14 protein-coding genes and 1 tRNA gene are annotated in these 13,403 nt (G+C 60.9%); 10 read left to right on the top strand and 5 right to left on the bottom strand.

The annotated features are described in order from the left end of the window. Positions 1-3 precede the first annotated feature (3 nt). The 3 genes from sseA to AC1DOG_RS14715 all read left to right on the top strand — a co-directional run bounded on the left by sseA (position 4) and on the right by AC1DOG_RS14715 (position 2,015). Positions 4-873 (top strand): 3-mercaptopyruvate sulfurtransferase, encoded by an 870-nt coding sequence (sseA, locus tag AC1DOG_RS14725; RefSeq protein WP_477928998.1) that lies wholly within the window; start codon positions 4-6, stop codon positions 871-873. Positions 874-875: 2 nt separating this feature from the next. Then, a complete protein-coding gene (locus AC1DOG_RS14720) occupies positions 876-1,436 on the top strand; it encodes a GNAT family N-acetyltransferase (RefSeq protein WP_477928996.1) in 561 nt (186 codons plus the stop codon). 108 nt (positions 1,437-1,544) lie between these two features. Further along, entirely contained in the window at positions 1,545-2,015 is a 471-nt protein-coding gene (locus AC1DOG_RS14715) for a DUF1203 domain-containing protein (protein WP_477928994.1), read from the top strand. Between the two features lie 63 nt (positions 2,016-2,078). On the opposite strand, the gene ald is transcribed toward AC1DOG_RS14715, so the two are convergent. Then, positions 2,079-3,197: an alanine dehydrogenase gene (ald, locus tag AC1DOG_RS14710; RefSeq protein ID WP_111561353.1), complete on the bottom strand. Its 1,119-nt coding sequence runs from the start codon at positions 3,195-3,197 to the stop codon at positions 2,079-2,081. 164 nt (positions 3,198-3,361) lie between these two features. On the opposite strand from ald, the gene AC1DOG_RS14705 reads away from it, so the two are divergent. The 4 genes from AC1DOG_RS14705 (at position 3,362) to AC1DOG_RS14690 (ending at position 7,313) form a co-directional block, all read left to right on the top strand. Then, on the top strand, positions 3,362-3,823 hold the full coding sequence (locus AC1DOG_RS14705; protein ID WP_112425295.1) for an Lrp/AsnC family transcriptional regulator: 462 nt from the start codon (positions 3,362-3,364) through the stop codon (positions 3,821-3,823). A 73-nt stretch (positions 3,824-3,896) separates the two neighbouring features. Continuing rightward, a complete protein-coding gene (locus AC1DOG_RS14700) occupies positions 3,897-4,778 on the top strand; it encodes a DMT family transporter (protein WP_477928991.1) in 882 nt (293 codons plus the stop codon). A gap of 89 nt (positions 4,779-4,867) precedes the next feature. Then, positions 4,868-5,200, top strand: a complete 333-nt coding sequence (locus AC1DOG_RS14695; protein WP_477928989.1) for a PilZ domain-containing protein — start codon at positions 4,868-4,870, stop codon at positions 5,198-5,200. Between the two features lie 124 nt (positions 5,201-5,324). Continuing rightward, positions 5,325-7,313 (top strand): bifunctional 2',3'-cyclic-nucleotide 2'-phosphodiesterase/3'-nucleotidase, encoded by a 1,989-nt coding sequence (locus AC1DOG_RS14690; RefSeq protein WP_477928988.1) that lies wholly within the window; start codon positions 5,325-5,327, stop codon positions 7,311-7,313. Between the two features lie 31 nt (positions 7,314-7,344). Here AC1DOG_RS14690 and AC1DOG_RS14685 read toward each other — a convergent pair whose 3' ends face one another. Next, the gene (locus AC1DOG_RS14685; RefSeq protein ID WP_113012244.1) at positions 7,345-8,313 is read right to left on the bottom strand and encodes a LysR family transcriptional regulator; all 969 of its coding nucleotides are present in this window, start codon (positions 8,311-8,313) and stop codon (positions 7,345-7,347) included. A gap of 144 nt (positions 8,314-8,457) precedes the next feature. Between AC1DOG_RS14685 and AC1DOG_RS14680 the strand changes: the two genes are divergently transcribed. Next, positions 8,458-9,072 (top strand): FMN-dependent NADH-azoreductase, encoded by a 615-nt coding sequence (locus AC1DOG_RS14680; protein WP_018900127.1) that lies wholly within the window; start codon positions 8,458-8,460, stop codon positions 9,070-9,072. Positions 9,073-9,141: 69 nt separating this feature from the next. Here the strand turns inward: AC1DOG_RS14680 and AC1DOG_RS14675 are convergent, their stop codons facing one another. From AC1DOG_RS14675 to ilvA, 3 genes are all read right to left on the bottom strand, one after another. Next, positions 9,142-10,362: a GGDEF domain-containing protein gene (locus AC1DOG_RS14675; protein ID WP_477929355.1), complete on the bottom strand. Its 1,221-nt coding sequence runs from the start codon at positions 10,360-10,362 to the stop codon at positions 9,142-9,144. Between the two features lie 267 nt (positions 10,363-10,629). Continuing rightward, complete coding sequence (locus AC1DOG_RS14670; protein WP_112979568.1) at positions 10,630-10,959, bottom strand: HlyU family transcriptional regulator; 330 nt, start codon at positions 10,957-10,959, stop codon at positions 10,630-10,632. A 61-nt stretch (positions 10,960-11,020) separates the two neighbouring features. Continuing rightward, positions 11,021-12,271 (bottom strand): threonine ammonia-lyase, encoded by a 1,251-nt coding sequence (gene ilvA / locus AC1DOG_RS14665; RefSeq protein WP_477928985.1) that lies wholly within the window; start codon positions 12,269-12,271, stop codon positions 11,021-11,023. Between the two features lie 197 nt (positions 12,272-12,468). Here ilvA and AC1DOG_RS14660 point away from each other — a divergent pair, with 197 nt between their 5' ends. Beyond that, a complete protein-coding gene (locus tag AC1DOG_RS14660; protein WP_477928983.1) occupies positions 12,469-12,825 on the top strand; it encodes a VanZ family protein in 357 nt (118 codons plus the stop codon). Positions 12,826-12,887: 62 nt separating this feature from the next. After that, positions 12,888-12,973: transfer RNA gene (locus AC1DOG_RS14655), tRNA-Leu, on the top strand. The last annotated feature ends 430 nt before the right edge of the window (positions 12,974-13,403 follow it).

The raw sequence follows: 13,403 nt of genomic DNA, 5'->3' as shown, positions 1-13,403 counted from the left end.
AGTATGAGCGAGACCACGAGCCGCTTCGTCGTTTCGGCCGATTGGGTCGAAAAGCAGCTGGGGACTTCAGGTTTCAAGGTGGTGGACGCCTCCTGGTATCTGCCGGCCCACAAGCGCGTCGCCAAGGACGAGTATGTGGCGGGCCACCTTCCCGGCGCCGTGTTCTTCGATCAGGACGTGATTGCCGATCACTCGACCGGCCTGCCGCATTCGCTCCCCTCGCCGGAGTTCTTCGCTGCCGAAGTCGGCAAGCTCGGCATTTCAGAGACGGACACGATCGTCGTCTATGACGGCATTGGCTTCTTCTCGGCGCCGCGCGTCTGGTGGATGCTGCGGACCATGGGCGCCAAGGACGTCTACGTTCTGGATGGCGGCCTCGATGGCTGGAAGGCCGAGGGGCGCGCTCTGGAGACCGGGACAGCGGCTCCGGCGCCAGCGGTATTCACGCCCAAGTTCCGCGCCGACAAGGTTATCCCCTTCGAGACCATGCGCGAGATCGTCGATGACGGTTCGGCGCAGATCGCCGACGCTCGCGGCGCTGGCCGCTTTACCGGTGAGGAAGCAGAGCCGCGCGCCGGCATGCGCTCGGGTCACATGCCCGGCGCCCGCAGCCTTCCGGCAACCTCGCTCTCGGCCAATGGCCGCTTCAAGGATGTGGCAACGCTGAAGACGATGATATCGGATGCCGGCATCGATCTCTCCAAGCCTGTGGTGACGAGTTGCGGCTCGGGCGTGACCGCCGCGGTGATCATGCTGGCGCTGGAAAGCGTGGGGCACGACGACAACGCACTTTACGATGGCTCCTGGAGCGAGTGGGGCAGCCGTGAGGATACGCCCATCGTTACCGGCCCCGCAGAAGCGATCAAAGCTTGACCATGGCAAAAGCTCCCTCCTCGCTGAAGGCCCATGTGACCCGCCTCGAAATGACGGCGGCGCCGAAGACGAGCCTGCCGGTGCCGGTCAATATCCAGACCGCCATCATGCGCGCGCCGGAAATTCCGCTGCCGTTCTACCGCTATCTCTATCGCCAGGTCGGCGCGCGGTGGCAGTGGGTGGATCGTCTGAGGATGAGCGACGAGGAACTGGCCGCCACGCTCTATGACAAGCGCAACACGATCTGCGTGCTCTACGTGAACGGTGCGCCTGCCGGGTTTTACGAGTATCTGACGATTGACGAGGATACGATCGAGCTCAGCCATTTCGGGCTGATGGAGCACGCGCTGGGTCTCGGGATCGGCAAGTGGTTCCTGCTGCAGGCGCTCTATGCGATCTGGACGCAGAACCCTTTGCGCGTGACGACCACGACCAACAATCTCGACCATCCCCGGGCGTTGCAGCTCTACCAGATGTTCGGCTTTTCTCCGGTTTCGACGGGCACCGCGATCGTGCGGCCGCTCAGCGACAAGGAGTTGCTTGAGCTGGCGAAGAGAAGCTAGCGGCGCGTTTCGGCTGTTTCTTCTGGCAAGAGCATAGAGGCGCAAGGATCGGGTGGCTTCCACCTGGGTTGGAGCGCATTCAAGGCAAGCTCGAAAAGGAGACTTGCCATGAATGCTCTATCTTTCACTGCGATGCCCGCTGCCGACGCCGAGACGATCTGGAACGGCGGGAACGACGCCTATGGCCACCTGCCGGAGACAATGATTTCCGATGGGCCGGGACACCCCTGCCGCCACTGCCTGAAGAACATAGACGCAGGCGATACGCTTTACGTCTTCGCCTACCGCCCCTTCCCGGAAATGCAGCCTTATGCGGAGACAGGACCGGTGTTCCTGCATCAAAAGCGCTGCGACCGCTATGCCGCCGAGGAAGTGCTGCCGCCTGTCCTGATGACGAGCCCCGCCTTCATCCTGCGCGGCTATGGCACCAACAACCGCATCGTCTACGGCACCGGCGCGGTGACCGAGGTTGCCGATATCCCGGCCTATGCGGCAGAGCTCCTGCGCAAGCCCGAGGTCGCCTATGTGCATGTGCGCTCGGCGCGTAACAATTGCTATCAATGCCGGATCGACGGTTAAATCACGGAAAAAAGCCGGTTGCGGAGAGTGCAACCGGCTTCAGTTGACGTAGCGCGATGGACTTTACGCTACGTTGAGCACAGCTTCCGCAGCGTAAGGCTCGTAGCCCAGCGCCTCGGCAACGGCTTTGTTGGTAACCCGTCCCTTGTGGACGTTGAGACCGTTTCTGAGATGCCTGTCTTCAGCGATGGCGCGCAGGCCGCGATCGGCGAGCGCCAGGCCATGGACCAGCGTGGCGTTGTTAAGCGCATGTGCGGAGGTGACCGGAACCGCGCCCGGCATGTTGGCAACGCAGTAGTGCACGACGCCGTCGACCTCGTAGGTCGGGTCCGAATGGGTCGTCGCGTGCGATGTCTCGAAGCAGCCGCCCTGGTCGATGGCGACGTCGACGATGACCGAGCCCTTCTTCATGCCCGAGAGCATTTCGCGGGTTACGAGCTTGGGCGCTGCAGCACCGGGGATCAGCACCGCGCCGATGACGAGATCGGCGGAGAAGACTTCGTCTTCCAGCGCCTGGATGCTGGAATAGCGGGTATGGATGCGGCCGGAGAAGAGATCGTCGAGCTGGCGCAGGCGCGGCAGCGACTTGTCGAGGATGGTGACATCGGCGCCGAGGCCGGCGGCCATGCGGGCCGCATGCAGGCCGACCACGCCACCGCCGATGATGGTGACCTTGGCCGGCAGGACGCCGGGCACGCCACCCAACAGAATTCCGAGGCCACCATTGGCCTTCTGCAGTGCCGTTGCGCCAGCCTGGATCGACAGACGACCGGCAACCTCGGACATCGGCGCCAGGAGCGGCAGGCCGCCACGGTCATCGGTCACCGTCTCATAGGCCACGCCGGTCACGCCCGAAGACAGCAGGCCCTTGGTCTGCTCGGGATCCGGCGCCAAGTGCAAATAGGTGTAGAGGATCTGGCCGTCGCGCAGTTGCGCCCATTCGGACGGCTGCGGCTCCTTGACCTTTACGATCATGTCGCACTTTTCGAAGATGTCCTTGGCGGAGGACGCGATCTTCGCGCCCGCGGCGGCATAGGCCGCGTCATCGGCACCAATGCCGGAACCCGCCTTTGTCTCGATCCAGACCTCGTGGCCATGCGCGATATACTCGCGAACGGCTGCAGGCGTCAGGCCGACGCGATATTCGTGATTCTTGATTTCCTTCGGACAACCGACGCGCATCGGGGCGCTCCTCCTCATTTGCTTTTTTCAGCCTCGTCGAGCGAAGCGTTCACAAGGGGAATCCAATCACCGCGTGCACGAAATGTCCTTGCAAAGAGGATTTGCATATACAGCATTTTTCGAAGAAAGATGCGTTTTTGACGCAATAGTCGAAAGTTCTTCGAATGTCGGAACTCGATGCCATCGATCATGCCATTTTGAAAGCGCTGCAATCGAACGCGCGCATCACCAATGCCGATCTTGCCGCCAAGGTGGGGCTATCCGCGTCGGCCTGTTCCAGGCGGCTCGATATCCTCGACCGCAGCGGCGTCATTCTCGGCTATCACGCGCATGTCTCGCCCAAGGCGCTCGACTACAAGATGATCGCCATCGTGCACATCTCACTATCAGGCCAGTTCGCCAAGACGCTGTCGGAGTTCGAGACCGCGGTGAAGCGCTGTCCCAATGTGCTCGTCTGCTACCTGATGTCGGGCGAATACGACTATATCCTGCGCGTGGCCGCTCGCGATCTGGAGGACTATGAGCGCATCCATCGCGACTGGCTCTCGGCCCTGCCCCATGTCGTCAAGATCAACTCCAGCTTTGCCTTGCGCGAGGTGATGGACCGGCCCAATGTGGGCTTGTGACGGAGGAGCGGAATCACTTGCCTGCGCGGGTGTTTCCGGAATACGGCCGAGGCCGGTGCATTAAGAAGACGCCATGAGATCGAAGACCCGGGGCTATATTTTCGTTCTTCTGGCGATCACCATCTTTTCCATTCAGGACGGCATCTCGAAGCATCTGGGCGGCGCCTACCCGCCCGTTTTCGTGACGATGATCCGCTATTGGGCCTTTGGGCTCTTCACCATCCTTCTGGCCGCGAAGATGCGCGGCGGGATTGTCGCCACGGCTCGCACCAAGCGGCCCGTCCTGCAGGTAATCCGCGGACTGCTTCTCGCCGCTCAGGTGGTTGTCGTGATCAGTTGCTTCGCGGTGATCGGGCTCGCGCACTCGCAGGCAATCTTCTCGGCGACGCCGATCCTGATTGCGCTGCTGGCCATGCCGCTGCTCGGCGAGCGGGTGGGCTGGCGGCGGTGGACGGCGATCGGCGCGGGGTTGGTCGGCGTGCTTCTGATCCTCAAGCCCGATAGCGGCTTCTTCGACGTCACACTGCTGCTGGCCGTCCTCTCCTGCTTCCTCTTCGCTTTCTACGTCATCGCCACCCGGCTGGTCAGCCGCGACGATTCGTCGATGACCAGCTTCTTTTATACCGGTGTCGTTGGCGCCATCGCGATGACGCTGGTCGGGCCGTTCTACTGGACCTGGATGGCGCCGACGGACTGGGTGTGGATGGCGCTTGTCTGCATGACCAGCATATCAAGCCACTATTTCCTGATCCGCGCCTATGACATGCTCGATGCCGCAGCCGTTCAGCCGCTGACCTATCTGCAGCTCGTCTATGCCTCGATCATCGGCGTGACAATCTACGGAGAGACACTAAGCCTCAACACGATCATCGGCTCTGTGATCGTCGTCGCCTCCGGCATTTTCACGATCTGGCGCGAGCATGTCGTCGGCCGCCGGGAAGCAACCCGGGAGTAAAAATCGACCGTGCAATTTTAGCGAATTGCATAAATTCATTTCAATCTACGCGAAGTATGCTGTCTCCAGTTCAATTTGGGAGACGCGTCATGCATAATCTCAACATTATTACCCGAAAGGCCGAGCGCAAACCGTGCCGTCTGTTTGGCAAGGTTCGTTACCTGACCAAGGAAGTCGATGCGCGCATTCTGAACATGTCCATCTCGGGCATTGCGCTTGAAGTGCGCTCGCCTCTACATGCGGCTTCCGGCAGCCGTGTGCAGATTCTTGCCGACGATCTCGGCGTTCTGCACGGCGTCATCCGCTGGAGCCACAATGGCCGCGTCGGCATTCAGTTCGACCCGAACTCCAACGCCCGCGCGCAGGTGGCTTCGTACTTCCGGTTCTTCCACAAGGATGTGAAGCCGGTTCTGGCGCGGTAGGTCGCGTCCGACACGCATAAAGCGAAAAGCGATATTCCCCTGTCATTTACAGGGTTTACTCCTTCGAAAATCACCCTACTCTCGCCGCCGGGCGGGTGTCGCGTGATGTTTCGAAGGAGTTTTCATGTCTTCCAACCTTGATCTTTCATCCATGAGCCGTCGTTCTCTTCTCTCCGGCATTGCCGCCACATCAGCGCTCGTTCTGCTGCATCCATTCACCGCGCGTGCCGCCGCCAACCAGGCGCATCTGAGGCTGATGGAAACGACGGATATTCACGTCAACGTTTTCCCTTACGACTATTACGCCGACAAGCCGAACGACACGATGGGACTGGCGCGCACCGCGACGATCATCGACACGATCCGCGCCGAGGCGGCAAACTCGCTGCTGATCGACAATGGCGACGTTCTGCAGGGCAATCCGATGGGCGATTACATGGCCTATCAGCGTGGCTTGAAGGATGGCGATGTCCATCCAGTGATCAAGGCGATGAACACGCTCGGCTACACGGTCGGCACGCTCGGCAATCACGAGTTCAATTACGGCCTCGATTTCATGTTCAAGGTGCTTGGTGGCGCGAACTTTCCGCTCGTCTGCGCCAACCTGACCAAGGGCCAGCTCGCCTCCGATCCGAAAAACGACGAGCTGTTCTTCAAGCCCTACATCATCGTCGAAAAGATGATCAAGGACGGGGCCGGCAATGAGAGCCCGGTGAAGATCGGCTTCATCGGTTTCGTTCCGCCGCAGATCATGCTCTGGGATATCAAGAACCTCGAGGGCAAGGCGCAGACGCGCGATATCGTCGAAGCCGCCAAGGCCTGGGTGCCCGCGATGAAGGAAGCGGGCGCGGATATCGTGATCGCACTTTCGCATTCGGGCATCGATGGCAGCGCGCCCACGGACAAGATGGAGAATGCCTCGCTTCATCTCGCCGCCGTCGACGGGATCGACGCGATTTTTACCGGCCACCAGCACCTCGTCTTCCCCGGCCCGAAGACCTGGGACGGCATTCAGAACGCCGATCCGGTCAAGGGAACGCTGCATGGCAAGCCCGCCGTCATGGCCGGCTTCTGGGGTTCGCATCTCGGCCTGATCGATCTGCTGCTCGAAAAGGACGGCAAGAGCTGGAAGATCGTCGACTTCACGTCCGAGGCGCGGCCGATCTATCACCGCGACGACAAGAAGAAGGTCGTGGCCGATGTCGCCGACAAGAAGGAAGTCGTCGAAGCCGCAAAGGCGGAGCACGAGGCGACGCTCGCCTATGTCCGCACTCCCGTCGGCAAGACGTCGGCGCCGCTCTACTCCTACTTCGCTCTGGTCGCCGACGATCCCTCGGTGCAGATCGTCAGCCAGGCGCAGACCTGGTACATCAAGCAGATGCTTGCCGATACCGAATACAAGGACTTGCCGGTGCTCTCGGCGGCGGCTCCCTTCAAGTCGGGTGGCCGTGGCGGCGCCGATTACTATACGGATGTTCCGGCCGGCGATCTCGCCATCAAGAACATCGCCGACCTCTATCTCTATCCGAACACCGTGCAGGCCGTCGTCATCACCGGCGAGCAGGTGAAGAACTGGCTGGAAATGTCTGCGGGGATGTTCAACGAGATCAAGGAAGGCACGAAGGACGCCGAGCTTCTGAACGCCGACTTCCCTTCCTACAATTTCGACGTGATCGACGGCGTCACTTACCAGATCGATCTGGCGCAGCCGCGCAAATACGACAATGACGGCAACGCCATCAACGCCGGATCCAACCGCATCCAGAACCTTGCGTTTGACGGCAAGCCGATCGATCCGAGCCAGAAGTTCGTTGTCGTGACCAACAACTACCGCGCCGGCGGTGGCGGCAAGTTTCCCGAGATCGCGGCCGACAAGGTGGTGTTCCAGGCGCCCGACACGAACCGCGACGTGATCGTACGCTATGTGCACGAGCAGGGAACGATCAATCCGGCTGCCGATGGCAACTGGACGTTCAAGCCGGTGACGGGTGCAACCGCGACGTTCCAGAGCGGGCCGAAGGCGAAGCAGTTCATCGCCGACGTCAAGGGCGCGAAGATCGAGGATGCCGGCGAAGGAACGGATGGTTTCGCCAAGTTCCGGCTGGTTCTCTAAGACAGGCTACAGGCGGGGCTTAGAGCCTCGCCTACTCCGCCGCAAGCGGCAGATCGGGAGCCTTGATCTCGTTCAGCGCCGCGGTGAAATCGGCGTGGTTCGGGCAGAACGACAGTTTCGAATGGAAGGCTTCGATCAGCCATGTCGCAGCCGGGCCTGGCGGGTTGGCGATGCGTCGTATCGCATAGATCGGATACTCCCCCTGCTCGTAGGCCGGCAGGTCGAGATGGACGAGCGTGCCGTTGGCCAGATCCTCGCGGATAATCGACGCCGGCAGGCCGCCCCACCCCAGGCCGCCCCGGATCAACGCATGCTTGGTGGCGATGTCGCTGACGCGCCAGGTCTTGTAGGACAGCACGTTGAAGTCTCGCCCCTTAGTCAGCCCCGAGGCGTCGGTGACGACGAGCTGTACCTCCTCGCGAACATCGCTAAGCGTCAGCGGCCTGTCGATATTGGCCAGCGGGTGGCAACGCGCGGCGACCGGAATCATGAAGGAATGGCCGATCTTTTCGACGGCGATCGAATCGTCCTGCTTCAGCAACGCTCCGCCGATGCCGATCGTGGCCTTGCCCGACAAGACGGACTCCATGACCATGCCGAGCTCGCCGGCGCTGAGATTGAGCGAGACGGAGGGAAAGCGATCGCGGAATTCACGCAGCACGGTGACGACCGCCTGAGACGGCACCATGACGCTGATCGCCACATCGACCTCGGCTTCCAGCCCTTCCTTCAGGCTCTTCACCCTCGCCCGCATCACCTGCAGATCGGTCATCAGCCGGCGGGCATCCTCGAGCATGGCCTTGCCCGCTTCGGTAAGCTTCGGCTGACGGGCGCCGGAGCGTTCGAACAGCTGCATTTCCAGCTGCGCTTCGAGATTGGCGATGGTGTAGCTCACCACCGACTGGGCACGATTGAGCACGCGCGAGGCGGCCGAAAAGCTGCCGGTCTCGGCAACGGTCAGGAAAACCTGCAGCTGGTCCAGTGTCGGGTTGGGCAACATTACATCCATCCAATCGATCGATAGTCTTGATCGACATTATCACAGTTTTTTCGATAGGCCGCTAGACCTATTTCTTCACTCGAAGACGCGGTTCGACCTTCCCCCGATCGCGCCGCAAACGCAAAGACCAAAGGATTATCAATCATGTCGTCCATTTTGCTTCTGACCTCCAGCCCGCGCGCTGAGTCGCTTTCGACCGATATCGCCGTAGACCTCGCTGGCAAGCTCCAGTCGCAGAAGGCCGGCAGCGTCGTCGTTCGCCGTGACCTCGCCGCGAACCCGCTGGCTCATATCAACGACCTCTTCACCGGCGCGATCCGCAAGCCGGCTGACGCCCGCACGGCCGAAGAAAACGAAGCCGCGAAGATCTCCGACGAACTGGTCAACGAGCTGCTCGCAGCAGACACCATCGTCATCGGCACCGGCCTCATCAACTTCAACATCTATTCGTCGCTGAAGAGCTGGATCGACAACGTCGCCCGCGCCGGCCTGACCTTCAAGTACACCGAAAATGGCCCGGTTGGCCTTGCCACCGGCAAAAAGGTCTACGTCGTTCTCGCTTCCGGCGGTGTCTACTCGCAGGGCCCGGCTGCCGGCATGAACCATGCCGTGCCTTATCTGAAGACCGTGCTGGGCTTCATGGGCATCACCGACGTCGAGACCATCTATGTCGAAGGCCTAGCCTTTGGTCCTGAAGCAGCCGAGAAGGCTGTCGGCGCTGCCAAGGCACGCGCTGAAGAACTCGCGCTCGCTGCCTAATTCAAAGGGTAGTCAGTTCAGGAGGACGGTCGGCTTGCCGGCCGTCTTTTTGTTTGTGGAGACTTACTGTTAGCCGGCGACCGTGAGGCCATGGACGCCGTTCTGGCCGAAGACGCAGTTTCGGCCGTTCTTCTTGGCGCAATAAAGCCGCTCGTCGGCTGCCGACAGGATCGCGGTGAAGGCGTCGCCATCTTCGCTGGCCGTCGCGACGCCGATGCTGATCGTTACCGGCTTGCCATCGGGCGTGGCGACGCTGTTCTCGATCGTCCAGCGCAGCCTCTCGGCCAGACGCAGGCCCTCGGCGTGATCGGTCACCGGGCAGATCGCCACGAATTCCTCGCCGCCGAAGCGGAAGACCCGGTCGCCGGCGCGCAGGATCGAGCCCAGGCGCGCTGAGATCGCGCGCAGGACATCGTCGCCCTGCAGGTGGCCGAACACGTCGTTGACGTTCTTGAAGTGATCGGCGTCGAGGATCATTACCGTCGCGGACTGCCCCTGGCGCAGCGATTCGCGGATCATGACCGGCGCTTCGAGCTCCATTCGCGTGCGGTCGTAAAGCCCGGTCAGGACGTCCCGGCCGGTGCGGCTCAGGAGATCGTTGTAACGCTCGCGGAAGGTCAGGTCGCTGAAGATATCGCCGATCGGGCGCGCACTTGATGTAGTAACTGCCCGGCCGATCCATTTCTCGTAGATCGCGAAGAGGACGGTGTAGATGCAGACGGCAAACATCTTCGCCTTCCACCCACCCCAAAAGGCGGCGAGCGGGACGCCGACCGAATAGTGCAGCGCGCCGAAGAAGGCGATCTGGTCGAAGGTCAAAAGCACGAAACCGCAGATCATGAAGCGGACCACTGGCCGTTGCCGGAGATAGCGGCCGAGCCGCTCGTAGAGGAGGATGATGCCGATCGCGTCGAGATAGAGGATGGCCGTGCCCCAGAGCATCAGCCAGCCCATTTCCTTCAGAAACTCGTCACTCGGAACGTTGCCGGACGAAAGCTCAAGCGGCGCATGCCATTGGACTATCCAGGCGATCGCGACCGTCAGAATATTGCCGATGAAGAGGCCGTAGATCGGCTGGCGGACGACGGCGGCGTCTTCCTGAAGATAGAGCATCAGGATCATCATCAGCTTGCCGGTGAAAAACACCGATGATCCCGGCGAGACGATCCCGAACGGCAATTCGACATAAAAGACCGCCGCGAGGTAGGTCTCCATGAAGTGCATGACGCCGAGCGCCGTCAGGAATATGCCGAGGCCTATGCGCGCGCGAAAATGTAGCAGCGTCACCATCAGCGCGAAATAGCCGATGGCCTCGACGACGAAGAGGATGAGATTGACGTTTGCGATCAACGCAGCGACCTCCCGCCAATATTGCCATGCCACGGCACCTCGAACGCTTTGTCGGCGGTATCGGCAGCGAATGTGCGGCGGGCATTCTGAGGCACTGGATATTCCTGCGATGTCTGCTGAGCGCAGGATCGCCGCAATGTTTTAAAATAGCATGAGGGAATGGCGGCGCGACCGCTCAACACGCAAGGGCGCGCCAGCCTTCCGTGATCAGACCTGACGAACCTTAGCTCCGTCGCTGAACAAGGATGGTCCGTTCTGATCGATGATCTGCTGCGCCTTGCGCACGGTGCATTCGATCGCGTCATCCGTCGACGAAAACATGTCGGCGCGGATGAAATTGCGCACCAGCACCTCGTCGCCAACAGTCTTCTCGATACGGCCGGCCAGACGATACTGGCCGCCTTCCTTCATCGGCTCGGCGTAAATCGTGCAGTCGGCATAGGGTTGCGGATCGGAAGCAGCGCTGGAGGACGCCGCGCCCGGCTGCTTTTCGCCGCCCGAGAACATGGAGAAAATGCTGGAAAAAATCGAAGCCATGATACGCCTTTGTCGTGAGGGCGGATGCCATCAAGGTTAAATAGGGCCGTTGCCGTGAAAGTTAAATGATGAGGTTCGCGAGGATCTCGTTTTCGGTGATGTCCTCGAAACTGATACCCGATGTCTCGAATTTCGCGAACAGCGCCGCGAAGTTTTCCGGCGCCTTGGTTTCGATGCCGATCAGGACGGAACCGAAGTTGCGGGCGGTCTTCTTCAAATATTCGAAGCGGGCGATGTCGTCATCGGGGCCGAGCAGGTTGAGGAAGTCGCGGAGCGCGCCTGGGCGCTGCGGAAGGCGGAGAATGAAGTATTTCTTCAGGCCCGCATAGCGCATGGCCCTTTCCTTCACATCCGGAAGCCGCTCGAAATCGAAATTGCCGCCGGAAACGATCGCAACCACCGTCTTGCCGCGGATCGTTTCGGGATCCATCGTGGCGATTGCGGTCAGCGACAGGGCGCCTGCCGGTTCCAGCACCACGCCCTCGACGTTCAGCATCTCGTTGATCGTGACGCAGATGGCGTTCTCCGGCATCAGCATCACCTGATTGCTCGGGAAGCCTTTCAGCGCAGCGAAATTGAGGTCGCCGATGCGGGCAACCGCCGCACCATCGACGAAGTTGTCGACCTTGGAGAGCGTCACGACCTCACCGGCCTCGATGCTGCGCTTGAGGCTCGGCGCGCCCTGCGGCTCGACGAAGAAGAAGCCCGTGCTCGGCACCGTGTCCTTGAGATAGCCGCTGATGCCGGCCGCCAGACCGCCGCCGCCGACAGGCATGACGACGAGATCGGGCACCGTGCCCTCGGGCAGCTGCTGCATGATCTCGGAAGCCACCGTCGACTGGCCCTCGATGATATCCTCATGATCGAAGGGCGGCACCATGACGCCGTCGATCATCTCGACGTGGTCGCGGGCTGCCTTGTAGCACTGGTCGAAGAAGTCGCCGGTCAGCTTGATGGTGATGAATTCGCCGCCGAAGATGCGAGTCTTGTCGATCTTCTGCTGCGGTGTCGTCACCGGCATGAAGACAACGCCCGGAACGCCGAAATGGCGGCAGACGAAGGCAAAGCCCTGCGCATGATTGCCGGCCGACGCGCAGACGAAGGTCTTGCCTGAAGCGCCTTCCTCGATGCGCTTGCGGAAAAAATTAAAGGCACCACGGATCTTGTAGGAGCGGACGGGCGACAGGTCTTCGCGCTTCAACCAGATGTCGGCGCCATAGCGGGCGGACAAATGTTCGTTGAGTTGCAGCGGCGTTGCCGGAAATAGGCTGCGCAGAGCCTCCTCGGCAGCTTCGACATTCTGTCTGGTCACGGTCTCAATCCCTTGTTATTGCGCCCCACGCTATGCCATAGGCAGACCCTCGAAAGAAGCCCATTTTCAACCACAACGGTTCGGTCGCGCCCAGTGATGCGCGTATTGGAAAAAGCACCAGCGTGTCGCGCACCGCGCCACGGAGATAACGCAATCGTGCAGTTAAACCGCCCGGTGACATCAATATTGTGAGTTTTATGACAGCAGACAAATTTTCAAAGCCGGTCGCCTGGCTCCTCCTCGCCGCCATCATTTTCGTAACGGTCTCGCCGATCGGCCTTCGCCCTCATACGATTACATCAGTCAATATCGACCGGGCGCTTGCCTATCTGGTCGTCGGCCTCGCCTTTGCCGTGGCTTATCCCAGGCACTGGCTCACGGTGGCCGTGCTGCTCATCGCAGGTGCGGTATTCATCGAATATCTGCAATATCTGTCGCCCACCCGCCACGCGCGCCTTCACGACGCGGCGGTGAAAGCCGTGGGCGCCACGGTTGGCGTCGCTATCGGATCGCTGTTCAACAGGGTTCGCGCCGGCAGGGCGAATGCATCTTGACGCCTGCCCGGCGCACGCATGCCCTTGACTGAATCGCCGCAGTCGTTGAATGAGAAGCCTGCGCGGGCGTGGCGAAACTGGTAGACGCAAGAGACTTAAAATCTCTCGGCCTTTGGCTGTGCGGGTTCGATCCCCGCCGCCCGCACCAGATGCCAGCGCTCTGACCGGCAGATCAATCTGAAAATCGCTCAGGCTGGTTCCTGGGGTAGCGGCTTCCGCAGACCTTTTCTCATTGCCACGATGCCGGCAAGGAAGGGCACGAGGCGCGCGGTCGCCAAACCCTTCGTCTCCGCAATAAGCGCGCAGACGAGCGCCGTGATGGCCACGAGCGGTATGAAGGAACGGATGTCGAGGAGGCCTGCCTTCGCAATGTAGTAGGCCGCAACGACGATCACGGTCTGATGCGCGATATAGTAGTACTACAGTTGCGTTTGCCTCGAAATCGTGATTCACTTCTGGTGTTTGACGGGAGGGAATTCGATGTCGGTTTCGGGTTGGTCTGGATCAATGGTGGCTTGGCAGCAGGAGCTTGATACACTGAAGCAGCGGCTAGGCTCGGTCTTGCTAGGCTCGGTCTT

Source organism: Rhizobium sp. 01N48 (assembly GCF_056399145.1).
Note: the sequence above shows the minus strand (reverse complement) of the source record. Positions and strands in the feature narration are given on the sequence as shown.